The sequence below is a fragment of the Mycobacterium sp. E2462 genome (genome assembly GCF_001672685.1).
Classification (GTDB): Bacteria; Actinomycetota; Actinomycetes; order Mycobacteriales; family Mycobacteriaceae; genus Mycobacterium.
This window is the reverse complement of record NZ_LZKC01000197.1, coordinates 1-19,637: the sequence shown is the minus strand read 5'-3', so window position 1 is coordinate 19,637 and position 19,637 is coordinate 1. Positions and strand designations below refer to the sequence as shown.

Below are 19,637 nucleotides of genomic sequence, written 5' to 3'. Positions count from 1 at the left end.
GCGGCGCCGTCAGCGCGGACGTTCAGCTCAGGCAGTTCGCTCTTGTCGACCACCGAGCCGCCAGTCGGAACCCGCATCCTGGTGACGCAGATGGCCCGGCCGGGTGGCCCAGCCCTCGGGCACGTCGAGCGCGAGGGCCAGATGTACGAAACGCCCGACGGCGGGCGACGCGGCGAGGGCCGGATTCCACAGCAAGGTATACGGAAGAGCCATCGCGGGAGTCGCGGGCCGTACGACTTGCACGGTCTCGCAGTCCATCAGCGAGGGGGTCGTCAACACCCAGTCAACCTCCGCCTGGGCCGGCCAGCGGCGGGCGCGAAGGTCGACGTCGTCGAGTTCCACCATGGGCGGCCGCAGACCAGCTGCTTCCAGCGCGTCGCGTTGTCCGGCCACCCACGCGGGAAACAGAGAAGCGCTGTGCACACCGAGGGTCTCACCGGCCAGGTCGGCCAGCATTGCCGAATCCTGTTTAGCCACAGGGTGGCTGCGCCTGACGGCGACGAGGAAGGGCTCAGCGCAGAACACCTTCGCGATCACTTGTGGTGGCGCCGCTACGGCGGCGCACGTGATGGCCACGTCGACGCTGCCCACGGCGACCGCGCTCCGCAGCTCCGGCAACCACATCCGACGCACGATCAACTCGACGTGCGGCGCCTTGCGTCGGAGCGCTCTCGCCAGATGCGGCGCTAACACCGGCGCGGCCGGTGGAGTGATCGCCAGTCGCACCACCCCCGAATGGCCCTCGGACAGCTGGTGCACCGCGGCGCAGGCCGCTCCGACGTCGTCGAGAATGGCCTGAGCGCGGCCGAGAAGCTCGGTCCCCGCGGCGGTCAGGGCGACTCGGCGAGTGCTGCGAATCATCAACGCGGACCCCAGTTCTCGCTCCAAGCGTTGCACGAGCGTGCTGAGCGCCGGTTGTCCGATATGCAGTTGCTGGGCGGCGCGCCCGAAGTGCAACTCGTGGGCTACGGCCACGAATGCTTCCAGTTGACGTAGCTCCATTTAACGAGCCACCGTTGCGGCCCTCGAGGACGTGCCCCGTGCGCCCACGCCATCCATACCATTTACGTTACGTCATTATCGTAACGTAAATCAACTCCCCCGGATTCGCCCCTTCCCCGCCGATGTCAGTGGGCTAGCCCGTCGACAATCAGCGCCGCCGCCGCGTCGACCCAGGCGTCGTCGAGATCCCGCTCGTTGGCCTCGGCCATCATGACCATTCCGCTGATCAGATCGGCCAGCATCTGCGCGTCGACTCGCTTCTTTTTCGGTCGCTTCGGCAGGGCCTCGTCGAGATATTCCTGCAGTTGCCGGTAGGTGGTCTCTTGAGCACTGGCCAACCGCCTCGACAGGCCGGGCCGGGCGCGCAGATCGGCCATCAAGCCCGCGGCGGCCGTCCGAACGGCGCGTTGCCGGAACTGGTCGATCGACCGACCCAGCAAGGCGCGCACGGTGGAAGCGAGGTCGTCGGCGATGGGCAATTCGGTTGCGGTGGAACTGGCGAACACCGCTTCGTAGACCAGCTCCACCTTGCTTGGGAACCGTCGATAGACTGCGGGCGGCGTGGCGCCGGCGCGAGCTGCGACCTGCGGGATCGTCAGGCGGTCATAGCCGATTTCCTCGAGCAATTCCACGGTGGCGCGCAGAACCGCCGCACCGATGCTGGTGTCGCGGGGGCGTCCCTGCTTGGCCGCGGGCTGCGGGCCGTCTCCACCTTCGGGCGATTTCATTTCGTTCCGAACGTAACGTAACGGGCTTTTTGGGCGCAAGCGTCTCGGGATTGATCAACGCGGGCAATCGGATCGATTCTGATTCGCCTCTTTTTCTCAGTCCCCCCATGACGCAACGTATGTCGTGGCCCCCCCCCATCACCGAGTCCCGAAAGGAGCGAGCGGTGCAGGAGTCCCGTCCACCGTTTCCCCCATACGACCTACAGACAGCACTGGAGAAAGTACAAGCCGCAGAGGACGCGTGGAATACCTGCGACCCGCACCGGGTGAGCCTGGCCTACACCCCGGACAGCGCCTGGCGTAATCGTGGCCAGTTCGTCAATGGCCGAGACCAGATCGTCGAGTTCCTCACCGCCAAATGGCAGCGTGAGCTGGACTATGCGCTTCGCAAGAGCCTGTGGGATTTCCACGACAACCGGATCGCGGTGCGCTTTCAGTACGAGTGTCACGACGCTTCGGGCCAGTGGTGGCGCAGCTACGGCAACGAGCTCTGGGAGTTCGACGACAGCGGCCTCATGCGCCGGCGCGAGGCGAGCATCAATGACGTGCGCATCGACGAGTCCGAACGTCGGTACTTCGGTCCCCGGCCCGCCAACGAGCGCGGCCAGAGCCACGTCATCCCGCTGCAGTGAGGCCCTTGACGTCGTATTCCCTGCGCCGCAACGAGATCGCCGACGCAGACCGCGCATGGTCTCCGCACCAGTTACGGCCGGAGGCAGCATGAACAGCGTCATCACCGGCGACGGGGTGGAGATCCAGTACAAGGATTGGGGTTCTGGGCGGCCGATCGTGTTCAGTCACGGGTGGCCCCTGTCCGCCGATGACTGGGACCCTCAAATGTTGTTCTTCCTCAAACACGGCTACCGCGTGATCGCCCACGACCGACGGGGTCATGGACGATCCAGCCAGACCGGTACCGGTCACGATATGAACCATTACGCCGATGATCTGGCGGCCCTGACCGCCCATCTCGACCTGCAAGGCGCCATCCACGTGGGCCATTCAACCGGAGGCGGCGAGGTCGTTCGTTACCTCGCCCGCCACGGTGAAGCTCGAGTTGCCAAGGCGGCGTTGCTGAGTGCCGTACCACCACTCATGGTTCGCACACCAACGAACCCCGGCGGGCAACCCAAGGAGGCGTTCGACGACCTGCAGGCGCAGTTGGCGGCGAATCGGTCGGCCTTCTACCGCGAGTTGGCTTCGGGACCGTTCTACGGATTCAATCGGCCGGGGGTGCCGACGTCGGAAGCCGTCGTCGACAATTGGTGGAGGCAGGGCATGATGGGCGGCGCCAAGGCGCACTACGACGGCATCGTCGCGTTCTCGCAGACCGACTTCACCGAGGATTTGAAGCGGGTCACCATACCGGTGTTGGTGATGCACGGCGAGGACGACCAAATCGTGCCCTATGGCGATTCCGCCCCGCTGACAGCACAATTGGTCAGGAATAGTCGCCTGATTTCGTATCCGGGGTTTCCCCACGGCATGCCCACCACTCACGCCGACGTCATCAACGCCGAGCTATTGAACTTCATCCGGCACTGATGCCGTCGCGGTGTTCGGTCGGGCCTCTCAGCCCTCGTGTCGCAGGTGGCCGGGCAGAGTCACCCAGCCCGCGGGTACGTCGGCCGTCAAGGCCAGGTGCACGAAGCGGCCCACCGCAGCGTTGGCCGCGCGAGTGGGACTCCACTGCAGCGTGTACGGCAGGATTTGCGCGGGTCGCACGGGTCGGGTGGGGGTCGACAACCCCGGCGCGGCCATCGTGGCCGTGGTGAGGATCCAGTCGACCTCGGACTGGTCCGGCCAGCGCCGGGCAAACAGGTCGGTGTCGGCGAGTTCAACCGTCACCGGCGACACGCCGGCCGCCTCGAGCGCCTGCCGATGCGCCAGCGCCCACGCCGGGAACAGAGCCGAGCTGTGAATGCCCAGCCGCTCGCCCGCGACATCGCCCAGGGCAATCGAATCCTGTTCGGCAAGTCGGTGATTCGGCCGCACCGAGATCAGTAACGGCTCGCCGCAGAACACTTCGTCGACCACCCCCGGCGGGTGCGCTAGTGAACCACAGGTGACCGCGACGTCGATCGTGCCGTCGGCCGTGGCTCGGGCGAGGTCCGGTAGCCACATCCGCCGGGCCGCGACCTTGACTTCCGGTGCCGCGTCCCGCAAGACGGTGATGAGGTGTGACGCCAGCACCGGAGCAACGGGTGGCGTCATGCCGAGCCGCACGGTGCCCGCACGTCCGTCGGCCACCCGATGCACGGCGGCGCAGGCCGACCCCACTTCGTCGAGTATGACCTTGGCGCGACCCAAGAGTTCGTCCCCGGCGCTCGTCAGCGTGACCCTGCGGGTGGTTCGGGTCATCAGCTGCGCGCCCAATTCCCGCTCCAAGTGCCGGATCAAACTGCTCACGGTCGGTTGACCAACACGCAGCTTGTGCGCCGCGCGGCCGAAGTGCAGTTCCGTCGCGACCGCTACGAACGCTTCCAGTTGACGCAGTTCCACCCCGACTCACCGTCCCATGGGGAAAAGTTATCTACCTATCGATAGGTAGCTGTACTGAGCCTACGAGTCGGCGTTACGGTTGTCAAAACTTATCTACCGATAGGGAGGGTGATGAGCGACACGGCCGAGCGCTTGATGGACCTTGCGGAGAGCCGCATTGGTGACGCCGGCTATAACGGCTACAGCTTCCGCGATCTGGCGGCAGAACTGGGCATCAAGAGTTCGAGTGTCCACCACCACTTCCCGACCAAGGCTGCGCTGACGGTCGCCGTGATGCACCGCTACACGGACAACGTTCTCGCCGCGGTGGCGGACGCGACCGCCGAAGGCGTCGACGTCGTTTCGGCGTATTTGGCGGTGTTCCGTAACGTGCTGCGCACGACCGGCCGCATGTGCATGGGCGGAGCGTTGGGTGCCGAGACGGGTGGTCTGCCGCCCGAGGTCGCCCAGGCGGCCCGCGATTTCTTCACACGCGTTACCGCTGACATCGCCGATCGGATCGGCGGGCCCGATCCGCGGACGCACGCATTGCGGATCTTCGCGACGCTGGAAGGCGCGATGATCTTGGCGCGCGGGCTTGGGGACGCGAAGGTATTCGACCATGCGACTTCGGCGTTGGCCTGACGCTGGGCCGACGGCAACGCCTGAGCCCCGACGGCACTAATCAGCTCCGTCGATCTCAGTGATCGCGGATTGGCCCTTTTTCCGGCCGCCGGGGCGACGCAGTGTGTAGGCAAGTGACTCGCGCCCATCCACACGCCTATCCACAAGGGGAAACATGAGCGGCTTCAGCACGCGCTATCACACCGTGTCCATCGACGGCCTCGACGTCTTCTACCGCGAGGCCGGCGATCGCTCGAACCCCACAGTGCTTCTGCTGCACGGTTTTCCGTCCAGCTCTCATATGTTCCGTAATCTGATTAACTCGCTGGCCGACTCCTACCACCTGGTGGCGCCCGACCACATCGGCTTCGGGCGCTCCTCGATGCCCTCGGTCAACCAGTTCACCTACAGCTTCGACCGGCTTACCGAGATCACAGAGAAGCTCATCACCACTTTGGGGCTCGAACGCTTCGCCATCTACATTCACGACTACGGCGCACCCATCGGGCTGCGCATCGCCAGCGCACGACCGGAGCGCATCACCGCGATCATCACGCAGAGCGGAAACGCCTACATGGAGGGCTTCACGCCCTTTTGGGACAGACTGTTCGCGCACGCGAAAGACCGCGGCCCCAACGAAGACTCGGTCCGGGAATACTTCACCTTGCAGACGACGCACTGGCAGTACACCCACGGCGTGCCGGCCGATCGACTCGACCGCATCGCCCCGGAGACCTGGCTGCTGGATCAGGCAGGCCTCGACCGCAGAGGCAACGATGCCATTCAACTGCAGCTGTTCTGGGACTATCAGTTCAATCTCGACGGCTACCCCAAGTTCCAGGAATACTTCCGCACCCATCAACCGCCGCTGCTGGTCACGTGGGGCAAGAATGACGAGATCTTCGGCGCCCCCGGCGCAGAGGCCTTCCGCCGCGACCTCCCCCACGGCGAATTTCATCTGCTCGACGCGGGTCATTTCGCCCTCGAGACACACGGAGAAGAAATCAGCGGCTACATCCGCGACTTCCTCGGTCGGCTCTAGGACGCCCACGCGATCCCTAGGTACCCGCCACCCCGGGGCCGATCGTGGTGCTGCCGCTGTCTTCGGCGCGGCCTTCGCGGTGACGGTGCCCGCCGTTCGCATCCAATTGCGGCCTCCGAGCGCTGCCGGCGGCGACGAATGTGCTGGCTCAGGACACCGTAGCGATCACGGTGACCGATGCCGAAAACGCCGCGATGTGACCACCCGATCTCACCGCAATGCACGAATACCGGGTGGGCCATCGTGGCGCCGCTGCTGCCGCGCGACGGCCGGTGGCTGTCGGCGGCCCGCTGAGACCGGCTATGTCCGGGAGGCCGTCTGGAAACTTGGCTTGTCAAGATATCGCCTGGCCGATCCGCAGACGATTACGCCGACGGCAACTTTCGCGGGGCATCAGAGGTCAACGCACCACAGCCCGGGTAGGGGCCAAGCGCACACCAGCCTATGCGCAGCAGATTTCGGAGTTCGACCGTCACAACCTTCATCGTCGATCCCCAATCTTCATAGTGATGCCGCTTCACCTGGGCGTCAGCGAAGGCATGCCGCTGCTTCAGTCGACGGCCACCGCGCGCACGAAGTTTGCAGCGAACTCGGCGCAGGTGGTGTCCGCGTCCGGCAGTTGGATCACTCCGGTGGTGGCTAACGCAGGTCGGGTGAGCATGTGCATCAACATCGGTCCGATGAGTTGCTGAACCAGCAACGGCAGGGGCAGATCTCGGATCCGGCCCCGTTGCACTTGTGAATCGAGCCAGCTACCCAGCACGTCCAGCATCCGCGGAGCACCGTGTTGGCTAAGCGTCTGGACCGTCGGACTCGTCGGACGGGCAAATACTTCGGCGAGGATCGCCGGCGCAACCCGTGGTTCGCGGCCCAGCGTCGCCGCCAGAGCTTGATAGAGGCGTTGCGCGGTGGCAGTGAGATCGTCGGTGGCGGCGTCGAGGACATCCTCGAAATCGGGTATAGGGCTGTGACATTCGAAAACCACCCGCAGTAGTTCGTCGCGGCTGCCGAAGGCCATGTACACGCTGTGGACGGCGCAGTCGGCGCGGGTGGCGATTGCCTCCAACGTCGCCGCTGCCAGACCGGATTCGCCGATGATTGCTGCCGCCGCGGCCAGCGCCCGGGCGCGAACCGGCAATTGACCACCTGGGTCGACCCCAACCGCGCGGACCGCCTCATCCAATGCCGCCCGGGTGCCGCCGAGGCGCCGCAGGAGTGTGCTGCGCGAGATCCCGGCTTCGCGCGCGATCGCGAGCACCGGCACGTCGGCGACGTCTTTGCCTCGTTTCTCGGCGGCCCGCAGCGCGGCTTGCACCAGTTCGTCAGGGACCGGAAGCGCGTCGGTGTCGGGCGGACTATCGAGGCCGGAGGGCGCGGCGATCATGCTTTACCTTTATGACACTAGATACAAGTAGCAATTACCTTCTATACCGGTTAGGTTATCACGATGAGAAGCTGCTCGACCGCGAGACCGCCGCAGCATGGCTGAGGTGCCCCGGCACTCAACGAACCGGACTTCGGTCGGTAGCCGCGTCCGGCGCGGCTGGGTCTTCGTCGTCGCGCTCCTGGTGATCGCCGCGGCCGGGTCGGGCGTCTATCGGCTGCACCGGATCTTCGGTTCGGACAACGACACGTCTACCCCCGGTCCGATCGGCAACGACGTCGACTTCAATCCGAAGCACATCGTTTTGCAGGTGTTCGGTGACGCCGGGAAGGTGGCAACCATCAACTACCTTGACATCAACGTGCAGCCGCAGAAGGTGACGGATGCGCCCCTGCCGTGGTCGTTGCAGATGGTCACCACGCAGCCCGGCGCCTTCACCAACCTTGTGGCACAGGGAAATAGCGACTCGCTGGGATGTCGCATCATCGTGGACGGCGAAGTCAAAGACGAAAGGATCGTCAACACCGTGAACGCCTATACGTTCTGCCTGGTGAAGTCCGCATGAGCGAAGGCGGTGCGCCGCGCCATGCTGTACCGCGGATACTGCTGCGGTTTTCGGTCCTGATCGCCGCCTTCTGGCTTGCCGTGGCTGTACTCACCAATGTCTACGTGCCGCAGCTGGAAAAGGTCGCCCAGGCACACAATGTGTCCCAGAGCCCCCAGGACGCGCCGGCGCTGCTGGCCAGCAAGCGCATCGGCAAGGTGTTCAACCAGTTCGACTCCGACAGCGCCGCCATGATCGTGCTGGAAGGTGACCAGCCACTGGGCGCCGCCGCCCACCACTACTACGACGGTCTGATTAAGAAACTCGCGCAGGATAAGAAACACGTTGAGCACATCCAGGACTTCTGGGGGGATCCGCTCACCGCCTCGGGCTCCCAGAGCGACGACGGCAAGGCGGCCCTCGTGCAACTCAATCTTGCCGGTAATCAAGGCCAGTCGCTCTCCAACGAATCCGTGGATTCGGTGCGCGACATCGTCGCCCACTCGTCGCCGCCGCCGGGGGTCAAGGTATATGTCACCGGTGCGGCGCCGCTGGTGACCGATCAGTTCGAGGTCGGCAGCAAGGGCACGTTGATGGTCACCTTGATCACGATCGCGGTGATCGTGGTCATGTTGTTCTGGGTGTACCGTTCTCTGGTCACCGCGATCCTGGTCCTCTTCACGGTGATGATCGAGTTGACCGCGTCCCGCGGAGTCGTTGCCCTACTGGCAAATTCGGGAGTCATCGGCCTCTCGACATATTCGACGAATCTGTTGACGTTGCTGGTGATTGCTGCCGGAACCGACTACGCGATCTTCATCCTGGGCCGCTACCACGAAGCGCGCCATATCGGGCAAGATCGTCGCGAAGCCTTCTATACGATGTACCGCGGCACCGCGCACATTATCCTGGGCTCCGGCCTGACCGTCGTCGGCGCGGTCTTCTGCCTGCACTTCACCAGGCTTCCCTATTTCCAAACCATGGCCATCCCCGCTGCCACCGGCGTCCTAGTGGCGCTGGCGGCCGCGCTGACCCTGGCCCCGGCGATACTCGGGATAGGCCGCCATTTCGGCCTTTTCGACCCTCAGCGCGCGATGCGCACCCGGGGCTGGCGACGCATCGGCACCGCCATCGTCCGCTGGCCCGGTCCCATCCTCGTAGCGACGGTCGGCGTCGCGCTGATCGGTCTACTGGCCCTGCCGGGATACACCACGAGCTACGACGCCCGCCCCTACATGCCCGCCGATTCGCCGGCGAATCTCGGCTACGCGGCGGCCGAGCGGCATTTCGGCGAGGCCCGGCTCAATCCCGAATTGCTGATGGTCGAGGCAGACCACGACATGCGCAACCCCGCCGACATGCTGGTCGTCGAACGGATCGCACGAGCCATCTTCCACCTTCCCGGCATTCAGAAGGTGCAGGGGCTCACCAGGCCGCAGGGAACCCCTATTGTCCACACCTCCATCCCCTTTCAAATCAGCGCGGGAAACGTGGGCAACGTCGAGAATCTGCAATATCAGAAAGACCGCGCCGACGACCTGCTCAAGCAGGCCGACCAGATTCGCCACACCGTCAGCATCTTGAACGAGCAGTACTCGCTACAGAAGGACCTCGCCGCTTCGACCAACGACGAGACCCAAAGCTTTCACGCCACCATCGGTACCATCAATGAATTGCGGGACGAGATCGCCAATCTCGATGACTTCTTGCGTCCGGTCCGCAGCTACTTCTATTGGGAAAAGCACTGCTATGACATCCCGGTGTGCTCGGCGTTCCGGAGCGTCTTCGACGCCATCGACGGCATTGACCAGCTCAGTGAACAATTCACCGCGCTCACAGCGAGCTTGGACAAGCTGGATGCAGGTCAGCAGAAGCTGGTGACGCTGCTGCCGCCCCAAATCGCCGACCAAGAGAAGAACCTCAGGCTCACGCTGTCCAATTACGCCACCAACTCGGGGATCAACGCCCAAACGCAGGCCAACACCGACACGGCGACCGCCCTGGGACAGGCCTACGACGCCGCGAAAATCGACGATTCGTTCTTCCTGCCGCCCGAGGCCTTCAGCAACCCCGAGTTCCAACGGGGTCTGAAGCTGTTCTTCTCCCCGGACGGCAAGGCGACTCAGATGATCATCACGCACGAAGGTGACCCCGCCACGCCCCGAGGCATCGCCAGCATCGACCCGATCAGAAACGCGGCCAAAGACGCGGTCAAGGGCACCATTCTCGCCGGCTCGCACATCTACCTTTCCGGCACCGCGGCCACGTACAAAGACATCCAGGAAGGCGCCACCTACGACTTGATGATCGCGGCACTGGCGGCGTTGTGCCTGATCTTCTTGATCATGCTGTTCATCACCCGAAGCCTGATCGCCGCGATCGTCATCGTGGGAACGGTCGCCCTGTCACTGGGCGCCTCGTTCGGCCTGTCGGTGCTGCTCTGGCAGGACATCCTCGGCATCCAGTTGTATTGGATCGTGCTGGCGCTGGCAGTCATCCTGCTGTTGGCGGTGGGATCGGATTACAACCTGTTGCTCATCTCCCGGTTCAAGGAAGAGGTACACGCAGGAATCAACACCGGCATCGTTCGAGCGATTGCCGGCAGCGGCTCGGTGGTCACCTCCGCCGGCCTCGTGTTCGCGGCCACCATGGCCTCCTTCGTCTTTGCCGACCTACGGGTGCTTGGTCAGATCGGCACCACCATCGCGCTCGGTTTGCTTTTCGACACCCTGATCGTGCGCGCGTTCATGACCCCGTCCATCGCCGCGCTGTTGGGACGTTGGTTCTGGTGGCCATTGCGGGTACGGCCGCGTCCAGCCAGCACGATGCTGCGGCCCTACGGCCCGCGGACCGCGGTGCGTCAGTTGCTGCTCTGGGAGGACGACGACCCGGCGATGACCCACCTTGGCACCGTCGACGCGAAGACTTAGGAGCAACAATGGCCTTCGGTTTGTATACCTTGCTCACGATAGCCGTTGCCGCGCTTGGGCTGACGTGTGTCGGTTGCGCGTTCCTCTTTGTCCGGCGGTTGGAGGAGCGGCGGCCCGCTGAATTGGGCGAGACGGTAGGTGCCCATAAAGAGGTCCTGGCCAAAGTCCGTAAGCATCAACCCATGTCGCCGGACGAAATCGAGTATGCGCGGGAGATCGTCTCCGACTGCCGCTCACCGCTCGCCTATTCGATCCCGGCCGCCCTGTTCGCGATGGCATGCTTCTATGTGTTCGGTTGTCTGCAACAGCTGCACGGCGGCGCGCCCTCGGTTCGCACATTCATCGGCGGGCTGCCCGCGATCGGAGCCACCAATCTCACCATGCAACTGCTCAGGGTCGCGCGGTTGAGAAGCCACCTGCAGGAACCGATTACCACCGTCGACGAACCGCCTCACGCGCGTTCCACGGCGTAACGGCCGGCTTCGTGCTTGGCTGACGTATGCATATTCCCTCCATCCTGTGGCAAGGCCACTCCCGAACGTTTCACATCGGGATCGCCGCCCTGCTCGGTGCCACAGCCGGCGCGCTGGTCGGCGTTACCGCGGGATGGCGGTACGCCCCGGCAGCGGGGTGGATCGCGACGGCCACCTTCTACATGATCTGGACGCACGCGAGCGTCCGATCGATGGCGCCTTCGGCGATCGAACGAACCGTCCAGCAGCGGCCGCCTGCCCGGCGGCCCGCCGACACCATCATCGTCATCGCCAGCATCGCCAGCCTCGGTGGCGTGGCCTACCTGCTCATTGCCGGCACTGCGAGTGGACCGGATGCGACGATTGCGGCGGTCATCGGGTTCTTGAGCGTGATCGCCTCATGGTTGGTCGTCCAGACCGTCTATACCCTGCGCTACGCCATCCTGTTCTATACCGAACCCGTCGGCGGGATCGACTTCAATCACGAGGAGAGGCCGGAGTTTTCCGATTTCGCCTATTTGGCGTTCACCATCGCCGTGACGTACGGCGTCACCGACACCGCCGTCAAGGACCGCGTGATTCGCAGGTCGGTGCTGCAGCACGCCATGGTGTCGTATCTGTTCGGCACGGTGATCCTCGCGATCACCGTGCAGGTGATCACCACACTGAGCGGCCTGTGACACCGGCTCGGCAAAACCATGTCTCGTCATCCGAGGATTGAGGCCGGCAAAGGCCCCGGGATCTAGCCGGTGGCTGAACGTCCGGGCTGCCCACCGTCGTCTCGCGCCGTCATAACCCCTGTGTCGACAACCAGCCGTCGATCCGCTCGGCGACCGCACGCCAATCCGGTTCAAGCATCATGTTGTGCCCCATGCCGATGAAAAAGTCGGCGTCAGTACCGTACGCGCGAGCCGTCTTCCGTATCTCCTTCGGGCTGAAACAGGCATCCTCTGCGGCTCCCAACACGAGCAGTGGTGTGGTGACTCGCTTGGGCTTGGGAAGGCTGAGCAGCGTCAGATCCAAGGCCTGCCTTCCGACATACTCTTCGTCTAGCAGGGCGGCGTAGCGCGCCAGATCCGGATCGGGCGTGCCCGCGGAGTAGAAGTTCTCGCGTGCCACTGCCGGTGTGTTTACCGCGCTCAGCGTCTTGCCCCGGATCAGGGCGCGCGCAGAGCGCGTCGGGTGACGCCCCAGGATGCGGATCAGGGCGCGGCTGGCTCCACTTACCGGCATCGTCGCGAGCAGGACTCCCGCGGGGGCACTGTACGTCTCGAGGTATTTCTGAACGATGAAGCCGCCCATCGAGTGGCCAATGACCACGGGTTCCACGGGAAGGCATCTGGCGACGCTCACCACGTCGTGCACCCAATCGGCAACCGAACATTTTCGTGCTCTGGCCCTTTCGCTCTGACCATGGTTGCGAAGGCTCACGGCCATCGCTCGATAGCCGGCGTCGGCGAAGAAATCGAGGAAATGCTCGTCCCAACACCAGGCCGCATGCCACGAGCCGTGGACGAAGAGCAGCGGCGCGGGATGCGCTGCACTACTCGAACCCTTATCGATGACTTCAAGTTTCATCGTGCGCCCTCCCGACGCAATTGATCTCCCTGTGCGGCACCGAGACACGCCGACCCGACCGGAGCGCAGCATGTGGTCCGGATGCGCGAGATCGGCTGCAAATCAGCCGAATTTTCCTCGGATGGTCGACATGTTCGCCGCCCGAACCCGGCCGACGGGTACGACGGTGTACGAAATCGACCAGCCCGACGTGATGGCGTTTAGACGCCGTGCGCTGTCCGCCCTTGGCGCGAGCGTGAAACACATCGGAGTCGATTTGCGCGAGGCGTGGCCGGCGGCGTTGCAGGACAGCGGGTTTAGGGCGGCACAACCCACGGCATGGCTCGCCGAGGGTCTCCTGATCGGCTACCTGCCGCGTGCGGCAGAGGTCGCCTTGCTGGACTCGATCACCTCGCTATCCCACCGGCACAGCCGGCTTGCCGCCGACTACGGTGTGGTCACCGGAACGTCAGCAGAGTCGCGAGAACAGGCACGGATGATGGCCCAGGGCTGGCGGCGGCGCGGTCTCGACATGAACCTCGCCGGTTTGATCTATCCCGGCGAACACACCGACGCCCCGCCTTGTCTACAGGGGACAGGTTGGACAACAACGACATTCGGGATCGGCGAGCTGTTTTCCACGGCGGGGCTGCCGGCTTTGAGCCAACTCAGCGACGTCGGGTCGGCCGCAGAAATCAGCTTCGTCACGGCACTGCGAGGGTGAGCGACGGGTGGGACCCAGCCGTACATCGTTGGGCCCCGTGGCGTAGCGACCGGAAGGCCCAACGGATCACGTCGCCGGCCGGTGGGGTTCAGGTGGCGTTGCACGCTCCTCGGAGCCGGTGAGCGCCGAGAGGGCCGTCGATACATCGAGGCGAGGGTCGAGGCGGGCGGCACAGCGCAGTGAAGTGACGAGTAGCTGGACGACCACCTCGACCATCTCGTCGCGGCCGAACGGGTGGTCGTGGTTCAGCCAGAAGGCGGTGGCCTCATCGAGGCTGCCCTGACAGGAGCGCAGCATCAATCCGATCGCAAGATTGGTGCTATCGAGGTCGAGAAGGGCGCAGGTCCATTCGATGGTGCGCCAGCGCGCCTGGTCGAAGATTGCTCGTGCCTCCGGGTCACCGCCGTCTCCGCCGAGGATCAGCCGCAACGCGAAGTCCCTATGGTCACCCAGATAGGTCAGATGTGCGTGAATCATCTGGCGGAAACAGTCACCCGCCGAGGCGGTCTCGGCCGGAGAGGTGGTCGCGGCGCCGACGCGCGATGCCGCCTCGCGCAACACTTCGAGATAGAGACCGCGCTTGCTGCCGAAGTAGTGAAAGAGCAGACCTTGTGTCACACCGGCGGATCCGGCGATGTCGCTGGCGGTGACGTCGTCGAAGTGGCTCGTCGAGAAGTGTTCGAGCGCTGCGTCGAGCAGCCTCCGGCGAGCGCGTTCGGCCTGCGCTCGACGTTGCGTCACCGGGGTGCCGATCGCAAAAGAGGAAGTTCTCGTTCGGAAGTCACCGACCGATCGTCGGATAAGGGCGCGGGCGGGAGCAACCGACCCTCCGCATTCCTCCACATTACTCATTGAGTCTCACTCAACAAGCCCGCTATTGTGGGAGGAGGCGTCCCCCGCGGTCCGCCAGAGAGAACCCACCTGCCAGCGCGCGCATCGCCCCGCTGCCAGAGCGACTCAGGAGGTACGTCATGGCGGTCTATGCGCTTTGCGAGCTGGAGCCGGGAGACCTGCACGGGATGCAGCCATATCTCGACGGGGTGGCCGAGACGATCACCTCGCACGGCGGCAGATATCTCGTAGCAGGGCAAAGCCCGGAAGTCATCGAAGGCGGCCCGGGGGAATACCCGGTAAAGGTCGTCCTCGAATTCCCTTCCGTGGAAGCGTTCAAGACCTGGTACGCCTCCGCCGAGTACCAAGCCATTCTTCCTTTTCGGCGCAACAATTCGACGGCGAACTTCTACGTGATGGAGGGCGTCGCGACGTCGCGATGACTTGATGTCGGTATCCGTAGGGCTCCGCGGTTACCGTGACGACGGGGCCGCGGAACCAACATTCGCGTCAGGTCGGCCCTCGACGCTGCCGAACTTCGGGTGGCGACCAACCAGCCACCGCCGCCTCGCCGGTGACGGTCGTCGACGGTCAACCGTTGTCGATGGGACGCGCGGGTTCGGGCGTTTCGATCGAAGCCCGACTGGTGGAAAGGCTCTGGTGATAAGTCTGCCCGCGGCTCAGGCCCAGTACCCAGCCGAACCAGCGGTGGCGCGCCAACCCCTCGATGATGAGGTCGCCCAAGCGCGACGAGACCGCCTCGGTGACCAACAGCAAGGTGACGATCCGAGGTATCACGATGCGGCGCTTGCCACGGCGAACGGCGCTGACCACGGCACGGGCGACGTCATCGACCGACAGCGGAGTGAGGTAGCGGAACGCGGGCGGCATGTCTTCCTCGTCGACCTCTTCGAGCAGGGCGGTGGTTGTCAATGCCGGGTAGATCACCGACACCTTGATATCCGTCCCAGCCAATTCCTGCCGCAGCGCGTCGGAAAATCCCGAGATCGCGTGCATGACCAGTCCGTAGGCGCCGAAGCGGGCGATGGCTTTCCGGCCCATCACCGACGACATATTGACCACCGTGCCCGAGCCCTGCCGACGCATGACCGGCAACACCTGCTGAGTCACGTTGATCGCTCCGAAAAGGCTGGCCTGCATGATGGCTCGCGCGTCGTCGGCAAACGTTGAGGATTCGACTGCTCCGACTCGGGCGAGGCCGGCGTTGTTGATCAGTACGTCGACCCGGCCGAATCGATCCATAATCGTGGCGACAAGCGCGCTGACCGCCTCCGGCGACGTCACGTCGGTCGGCACCGGAAGCGCGACTGCGCCGAGCCGGCGGACCTGTTGTGCGACATCCTCGAGCAGGCCGACCGACCGCGCGACGAGTACCACCGACGCCCCCTGCCCGGCGAAAGCCAACGCCATGGCCTTGCCGATTCCCTGGGAGGCGCCGGTGATCACCACGACCTTCTCGGCAAAGGGTTGTTTCATCAAGATCTCCTTGGGTTCGATGTGACGTAGCGGTCGGTGGGCGTGTCAGGCTGTGGGGCCACGACAAGGCGCTCGTGTCCCCCGAGTGTCAGGACAGGACGTCCGCTGGGTCAGCAGTCGGCTTCGTGGTCGCTGGTTGGTCGGCTCGGGCGGGCAGCAGCCATGCGACGACGAGGGCGGCACCCACCGCGATCCCGGCGCACACCAGGGTCGCGACGCGGTAGCCGTCGAGGAACGCATCGTTGACGGCAACGCGGACTTCAGTGGCGTGTGCCGACGGCAGCTGACCGACGATACTGTGCGCCAACGCCATTGAACGCCCGATCGCCGAGTGCAAGGCGGCGGGAAACCCGCCCAGGCTGGTTGCCGAGGCGATGCGTGCGCTGTAGATCGACGCGAAGACGCTGCCGGCGATGGCCACACCGAGGGTGCCCCCGAATTCGCGGGTCGTGTCGTTGACCGCGGAGCCGATGCTGGCCTTCTCGGTGGACAGGGACCCCATGATGGCCTCGGTGGCCGGCGCGATGGTGAGGCCCAGACCACCGCCCAGGAGCAGCATCTGCAAGGCCATCTCGGGGTAGTCGGTTGCGGCATCGACCGTCGAAGACCATGCGAGACCCGCAGAAAAGATCGCGAGTCCGCCGGCCGCTAGGGCGGTGGTGCCGATCTTCTCCACAAGCCGGGGTCCCACAATGCTGGTCAGCGCGATCGAGATGGCCACCGGCAACAGGCGGGCGCCGCTTTGAAATGCGGTGTATTCCTTGACGAATTGGAAGTATTGGGTGACCACGAAGATGAAGCCGAACAGCGCGAGAAAGCTCGCCGTGACGGCCAGGCTGCCGCCCGAGAAGCGGCGGTTGTAAAACACCGAGACATCCAGCATCGGGTGAGTGCTGCGCCGCTCCCAGAGGGCGAAGCCCACGAGAATGGCCGCGGCGGTGGCAAATCCGGTGGCGGCGCGGGGGCTGGTCCAGCCCCAGGTGGGGGCCTCGATGACGGTGTAGACCAGCGTGGTGATGCCCATCGCGGACAGCAGCAGCCCGGGCACGTCGACGCGCGGGGCGTTCGGGTCGCGCGAGGGGGGCACGAACAGGATGCCGCCGAGGATGGCCAGTAGGGCGATCGGGATGTTCACCATGAATATCGCACCGCGCCAGAAGTGTTCGAGTAACCACCCGCCACTGATCGGTCCCACCGCAACCCCGACACCCACCATCGCCGCCCACAGCCCAATAGCCTTGGCCCGCGGCACCGGGTCGGTGAAGATGTTGGTGATGAGACCCAGCGTGGTCGGAAAGATCACCGCCGCACCGATACCCATAGCGGCACGTGCCGCGATTAGTTGGTCAGCCGAATTCGCCCGCGCCGCAACCGCGGACGTCAACGCGAACAGCGCGAGACCGGCGATGAGCCAACCCAACCGACCGTAACGGTCACTGAGGCTTCCGACCGACAACAGCAGCCCGGCCATCACCAGGGTGTAGGCGTCCACGATCCACTGCAATTGCGCGGTGTCGGCGTGTAGCTGGTACGACAAGGTCGGCAGGGCGACGTTGACGATGGTGGCGTCCACGTTGATGACGAAGACACTCAGGCAAATCACCGCCAGCGCGGCGATGGGGCGATTGCGCAGAACCGGACGACGGGAACTCATGAACATTGATAGTAAAGCTGTCAGACAAACAAATCACCCAAGTAGGGTTGTTGATAAAGTGGTTGCCGTGAAGGCCAGGGTCTACAACCAAAACTGCCCCATCGCACGTGGTCTCGACGTCATCGGCGAACGCTGGACATTGCTCATCGTGCGCGAACTCATCGGTGGCCCCCGCCGCTACAGCGACCTGCGCGCGGAACTGCCCGGCATCGCCACCAACCTGCTCGCGCAACGCCTCAAAGAGCTCCAAGACTCCGGCCTCATCGACCGCACCGACCTACCCGCGCCGATCGGTCGCACGGTGTACACCCTGACCGACACCGCCTGGCAGCGCGTGCTCCCGATCGTGCAGGCCGTCGCCCTCTTCGGCCTCGACAAGCTCGACCCCATGGACAGCAGTGCCATCACGCCGCTCAACGGATTCCTCGCAGGCCTCCTGCTGCCCTTCAATCCGGCCGTCGCCGCCGACCTTGACGCCACCTACCGCGTCGATATCGACGGCCGCCGTTTTGAATTCGGCGTCACCGACGGTCATTTGACCGGCGCTCACGGCGAGCCAAGCGTCAGCATTACCGCAGCTGCCGCCGACCTGATCACCGCACGCCTCGGCAGCGACGCCGCCGCCCGCAGATCCGCCCTCCGCCGTGTCCGCTTTGACGGTGACAAGCACGCAATCGACGCCATGCGTGATGCTTTTTCCCTAAGCGGATAACGCATCACGTCCCGAAGACGCCTTACGACTCCCCCCTCGCGCCCGCAGCCAACGCCGGCCGGACCGCGTCGGCGCGGGTCAGGTGGGTCGAGGAGTGGTGTCGTCGTGTGGCATGGGCGTTGGCCAGTCGGCGGGCGAGGCGTGCAGCGAGGACATGTCGGGCAGCGGCTTCTGGCACAAATCACGAGCCTGTTCGGCAGACATGCCGAAGATTCGCAGAAGGTTTTCGGTGGCCGCGTCGACGGTGGCTTCGGCGTCGCGGTCGGGGCGTTCGTGTAACAGGGTGCCCAACCCGAACATGGCCCCGCCGGCGAGGGCGAGGCCGAGTTCGGGGTCGGCGATGGTGAACCGGCCTTGTTCGATCGCGGCGGTGATGTCGCGCAGTGCGCGCGGCGACAAGCCGCGATCGGACAGGATCAGCGAGCTGCCGTTGGCTCGCAGCAGCGAAGCCTCCCGCGGGCGGTGCCGCAGCAATCGTCCGGTGAGGCGGTAGTTCGTGGTGAAGGCCTCGGCGGGGTCGGCGATGGCGGCGGTGTACCCGTCGAGCAGCGCGCCGAGGTCGTCGAGGGCGTCGGTCACGGCCGCCGCGAACAGTTCTTCTTTGGTGTCGAAGTGGTTGTAGAAGGAACCCATGCCGACGTCGGCGGCCTGGGTGATCTCCAGGACCGGCACGGCGAGCCTGCCTTCGGCGATGAATCCTTGGGCAGCGCGGATCAATGCGGCGCGGGTGCGCATTTTGCGGCGTTGCAGCCGGTTAATAGGGGCGTCTGGCGGCGCATGGGCGTCACGATCAGGCGCGTGCATGAGCTGCAGAATACCAGCCGCGCCTCACCAGTGACGATTTCATCAGAAGCCTTGACTGAGGATACAGTCTTGTGTGACGATTTCGTCATTCTATGAGAGAGGGGCGCTGACTCGGCGTGTGGAAGACGGTCACTCCCGTCGCTGACGGACATCAGAACCTGCACAGCGACCGCAGCGCGCGACGCGGGGAGCATCCCGGCCGCGCCCGCGACCCAATCATCCGGGTCGCCGACATCGCCTGGCTGGAGTTCGACAAACCCGACTTGCTGCGCGCGGAGGCGTTCGCCCGAGCTTTCGGCTTCGGCGTCGCCCTCCGTGAACCGCAGACCCTGCACTTGCGCGGCACCTCAGCGGGTGCGCCGTGCGTGATCCTGCGGCGCGCGTCAAAGACACGCTTCGCAGGACTGGCCCTGCAGGCCACCGGTGAAGTCGACGTGCTCCGCCTGGCCGACAGGACCGGCGCCCCGGTCTACCGGCTGCCTGAGCCGCTCGGCGGGATGGCGGTGCAGTTGCGCGACCCCAGCGGCATGGCCGTCAAGGTGGTCGCGGGCCTGCACGAATTACCCGCCTTGCCGGCTCAGCGCTCGCAAGCGTCCAACACCGGTCCCGACGATCAACGGGTCAACGCGACCGTGCGGCCGCCGCGAATG

Annotated in this window: 20 protein-coding genes and 1 pseudogene; 12 read left to right on the top strand and 9 right to left on the bottom strand. The window is 64.9% G+C overall.

The genetic code is table 11. The features are described 5' to 3' along the window. Window positions 1–27 precede the first annotated feature (27 nt). Together A5714_RS09930 and A5714_RS09925 are read right to left on the bottom strand one after the other, a co-directional pair. Window positions 28–1,002 (bottom strand): LysR family transcriptional regulator, encoded by a 975-nt coding sequence (locus tag A5714_RS09930; RefSeq protein WP_068284899.1) that lies wholly within the window; start codon window positions 1,000–1,002, stop codon window positions 28–30. A 125-nt stretch (window positions 1,003–1,127) separates the two neighbouring features. Then, window positions 1,128–1,634: a TetR/AcrR family transcriptional regulator gene (locus tag A5714_RS09925; protein ID WP_231975857.1), complete on the bottom strand. Its 507-nt coding sequence runs from the start codon at window positions 1,632–1,634 to the stop codon at window positions 1,128–1,130. A gap of 260 nt (window positions 1,635–1,894) precedes the next feature. On the opposite strand from A5714_RS09925, the gene A5714_RS09920 reads away from it, so the two are divergent. Together A5714_RS09920 and A5714_RS09915 are read left to right on the top strand one after the other, a co-directional pair. After that, complete coding sequence (locus A5714_RS09920; RefSeq protein ID WP_068070654.1) at window positions 1,895–2,362, top strand: nuclear transport factor 2 family protein; 468 nt, start codon at window positions 1,895–1,897, stop codon at window positions 2,360–2,362. A gap of 88 nt (window positions 2,363–2,450) precedes the next feature. After that, window positions 2,451–3,275, top strand: coding sequence for an alpha/beta fold hydrolase (locus tag A5714_RS09915; RefSeq protein WP_068284894.1), 825 nt, complete (start codon window positions 2,451–2,453; stop codon window positions 3,273–3,275). A 27-nt stretch (window positions 3,276–3,302) separates the two neighbouring features. On the opposite strand, the gene A5714_RS09910 is transcribed toward A5714_RS09915, so the two are convergent. Next, complete coding sequence (locus tag A5714_RS09910) at window positions 3,303–4,232, bottom strand: LysR family transcriptional regulator (protein ID WP_068284887.1); 930 nt, start codon at window positions 4,230–4,232, stop codon at window positions 3,303–3,305. Window positions 4,233–4,343: 111 nt separating this feature from the next. On the opposite strand from A5714_RS09910, the gene A5714_RS09905 reads away from it, so the two are divergent. Further along, entirely contained in the window at window positions 4,344–4,856 is a 513-nt protein-coding gene (locus A5714_RS09905; RefSeq protein WP_068070660.1) for a TetR/AcrR family transcriptional regulator, read from the top strand. Window positions 4,857–5,010: 154 nt separating this feature from the next. Continuing rightward, the gene (locus tag A5714_RS09900; protein WP_068284884.1) at window positions 5,011–5,877 is read left to right on the top strand and encodes an alpha/beta fold hydrolase; all 867 of its coding nucleotides are present in this window, start codon (window positions 5,011–5,013) and stop codon (window positions 5,875–5,877) included. 550 nt (window positions 5,878–6,427) lie between these two features. Here A5714_RS09900 and A5714_RS09895 read toward each other — a convergent pair. After that, a complete protein-coding gene (locus tag A5714_RS09895) occupies window positions 6,428–7,261 on the bottom strand; it encodes a TetR/AcrR family transcriptional regulator (RefSeq protein WP_068284882.1) in 834 nt (277 codons plus the stop codon). 97 nt (window positions 7,262–7,358) lie between these two features. Between A5714_RS09895 and A5714_RS09890 the strand changes: the two genes are divergently transcribed. Genes A5714_RS09890 through A5714_RS09875 form a run of 4 tightly spaced genes read left to right on the top strand, consistent with a single transcriptional unit; the run spans window position 7,359 to window position 11,888 of the window. Next, complete coding sequence (locus A5714_RS09890) at window positions 7,359–7,826, top strand: MmpS family transport accessory protein (RefSeq protein WP_068284880.1); 468 nt, start codon at window positions 7,359–7,361, stop codon at window positions 7,824–7,826. After that, on the top strand, window positions 7,823–10,735 hold the full coding sequence (locus A5714_RS09885) for an RND family transporter (protein WP_068284878.1): 2,913 nt from the start codon (window positions 7,823–7,825) through the stop codon (window positions 10,733–10,735). Before A5714_RS09890 ends, A5714_RS09885 begins: the two co-directional genes overlap by 4 nt. 8 nt (window positions 10,736–10,743) lie before the next feature. Further along, window positions 10,744–11,208 carry a hypothetical protein gene (locus A5714_RS09880; protein WP_068284877.1) on the top strand — a complete coding sequence of 155 codons (465 nt, stop codon included), beginning with the start codon at window positions 10,744–10,746 and terminating at the stop codon, window positions 11,206–11,208. A 26-nt stretch (window positions 11,209–11,234) separates the two neighbouring features. Further along, the gene (locus A5714_RS09875; RefSeq protein ID WP_068070672.1) at window positions 11,235–11,888 is read left to right on the top strand and encodes a DUF1345 domain-containing protein; all 654 of its coding nucleotides are present in this window, start codon (window positions 11,235–11,237) and stop codon (window positions 11,886–11,888) included. Window positions 11,889–11,997: 109 nt separating this feature from the next. Here the strand turns inward: A5714_RS09875 and A5714_RS09870 are convergent, their stop codons facing one another. Further along, window positions 11,998–12,786 (bottom strand): alpha/beta hydrolase, encoded by a 789-nt coding sequence (locus A5714_RS09870; protein ID WP_068284875.1) that lies wholly within the window; start codon window positions 12,784–12,786, stop codon window positions 11,998–12,000. Window positions 12,787–12,907: 121 nt separating this feature from the next. Between A5714_RS09870 and A5714_RS09865 the strand changes: the two genes are divergently transcribed. Beyond that, on the top strand, window positions 12,908–13,489 hold the full coding sequence (locus tag A5714_RS09865; protein ID WP_068284873.1) for an SAM-dependent methyltransferase: 582 nt from the start codon (window positions 12,908–12,910) through the stop codon (window positions 13,487–13,489). A 66-nt stretch (window positions 13,490–13,555) separates the two neighbouring features. Here A5714_RS09865 and A5714_RS09860 read toward each other — a convergent pair whose 3' ends face one another. Next, window positions 13,556–14,341, bottom strand: coding sequence for a TetR/AcrR family transcriptional regulator (locus tag A5714_RS09860; protein WP_082959663.1), 786 nt, complete (start codon window positions 14,339–14,341; stop codon window positions 13,556–13,558). A gap of 119 nt (window positions 14,342–14,460) precedes the next feature. Here A5714_RS09860 and A5714_RS09855 point away from each other — a divergent pair, with 119 nt between their 5' ends. Beyond that, window positions 14,461–14,763, top strand: a complete 303-nt coding sequence (locus A5714_RS09855; RefSeq protein WP_068284871.1) for a DUF1330 domain-containing protein — start codon at window positions 14,461–14,463, stop codon at window positions 14,761–14,763. 148 nt (window positions 14,764–14,911) lie between these two features. Here A5714_RS09855 and A5714_RS09850 read toward each other — a convergent pair whose 3' ends face one another. Then, complete coding sequence (locus tag A5714_RS09850; RefSeq protein WP_156747254.1) at window positions 14,912–15,817, bottom strand: SDR family oxidoreductase; 906 nt, start codon at window positions 15,815–15,817, stop codon at window positions 14,912–14,914. 88 nt (window positions 15,818–15,905) lie between these two features. Beyond that, the gene (locus tag A5714_RS09845) at window positions 15,906–17,471 is read right to left on the bottom strand and encodes an MFS transporter (RefSeq protein ID WP_068284921.1); all 1,566 of its coding nucleotides are present in this window, start codon (window positions 17,469–17,471) and stop codon (window positions 15,906–15,908) included. Window positions 17,472–17,538: 67 nt separating this feature from the next. On the opposite strand from A5714_RS09845, the gene A5714_RS09840 reads away from it, so the two are divergent. Then, entirely contained in the window at window positions 17,539–18,183 is a 645-nt protein-coding gene (locus A5714_RS09840) for a helix-turn-helix domain-containing protein (RefSeq protein ID WP_068284867.1), read from the top strand. Window positions 18,184–18,261: 78 nt separating this feature from the next. Here the strand turns inward: A5714_RS09840 and A5714_RS09835 are convergent, their stop codons facing one another. Continuing rightward, window positions 18,262–18,987 carry a TetR/AcrR family transcriptional regulator gene (locus tag A5714_RS09835; protein ID WP_068284865.1) on the bottom strand — a complete coding sequence of 242 codons (726 nt, stop codon included), beginning with the start codon at window positions 18,985–18,987 and terminating at the stop codon, window positions 18,262–18,264. 116 nt (window positions 18,988–19,103) lie between these two features. Between A5714_RS09835 and A5714_RS09830 the strand changes: the two are divergent. Then, window positions 19,104–19,637, top strand: a pseudogene (locus tag A5714_RS09830) (2,3-dihydroxybiphenyl 1,2-dioxygenase); the annotation flags it as partial.

Excerpts from the sequence above, each read along its gene's own strand:
- A5714_RS09875 (WP_068070672.1), top strand. The coding sequence starts at position 11,235 with ATGCATATTCCCTCCATCCTGTGGCAAGGCCACTCCCGAACGTTTCAC.
- A5714_RS09860 (WP_082959663.1), bottom strand. The coding sequence starts at position 14,341 with ATGAGTAATGTGGAGGAATGCGGAGGGTCGGTTGCTCCCGCCCGCGCC.
- A5714_RS09850 (WP_156747254.1), bottom strand. The coding sequence starts at position 15,817 with ATGAAACAACCCTTTGCCGAGAAGGTCGTGGTGATCACCGGCGCCTCC.
- A5714_RS09900 (WP_068284884.1), top strand. The coding sequence starts at position 5,011 with ATGAGCGGCTTCAGCACGCGCTATCACACCGTGTCCATCGACGGCCTC.
- A5714_RS09915 (WP_068284894.1), top strand. The coding sequence starts at position 2,451 with ATGAACAGCGTCATCACCGGCGACGGGGTGGAGATCCAGTACAAGGAT.
- A5714_RS09870 (WP_068284875.1), bottom strand. The coding sequence starts at position 12,786 with ATGAAACTTGAAGTCATCGATAAGGGTTCGAGTAGTGCAGCGCATCCC.
- A5714_RS09855 (WP_068284871.1), top strand. The coding sequence starts at position 14,461 with ATGGCGGTCTATGCGCTTTGCGAGCTGGAGCCGGGAGACCTGCACGGG.
- A5714_RS09905 (WP_068070660.1), top strand. The coding sequence starts at position 4,344 with ATGAGCGACACGGCCGAGCGCTTGATGGACCTTGCGGAGAGCCGCATT.
- A5714_RS09865 (WP_068284873.1), top strand. The coding sequence starts at position 12,908 with ATGGTCGACATGTTCGCCGCCCGAACCCGGCCGACGGGTACGACGGTG.
- A5714_RS09895 (WP_068284882.1), bottom strand. The coding sequence starts at position 7,261 with ATGATCGCCGCGCCCTCCGGCCTCGATAGTCCGCCCGACACCGACGCG.
- A5714_RS09930 (WP_068284899.1), bottom strand. The coding sequence starts at position 1,002 with ATGGAGCTACGTCAACTGGAAGCATTCGTGGCCGTAGCCCACGAGTTG.
- A5714_RS09890 (WP_068284880.1), top strand. The coding sequence starts at position 7,359 with ATGGCTGAGGTGCCCCGGCACTCAACGAACCGGACTTCGGTCGGTAGC.
- A5714_RS09885 (WP_068284878.1), top strand. The coding sequence starts at position 7,823 with ATGAGCGAAGGCGGTGCGCCGCGCCATGCTGTACCGCGGATACTGCTG.
- A5714_RS09880 (WP_068284877.1), top strand. The coding sequence starts at position 10,744 with ATGGCCTTCGGTTTGTATACCTTGCTCACGATAGCCGTTGCCGCGCTT.
- A5714_RS09835 (WP_068284865.1), bottom strand. The coding sequence starts at position 18,987 with ATGCACGCGCCTGATCGTGACGCCCATGCGCCGCCAGACGCCCCTATT.
- A5714_RS09845 (WP_068284921.1), bottom strand. The coding sequence starts at position 17,471 with ATGAGTTCCCGTCGTCCGGTTCTGCGCAATCGCCCCATCGCCGCGCTG.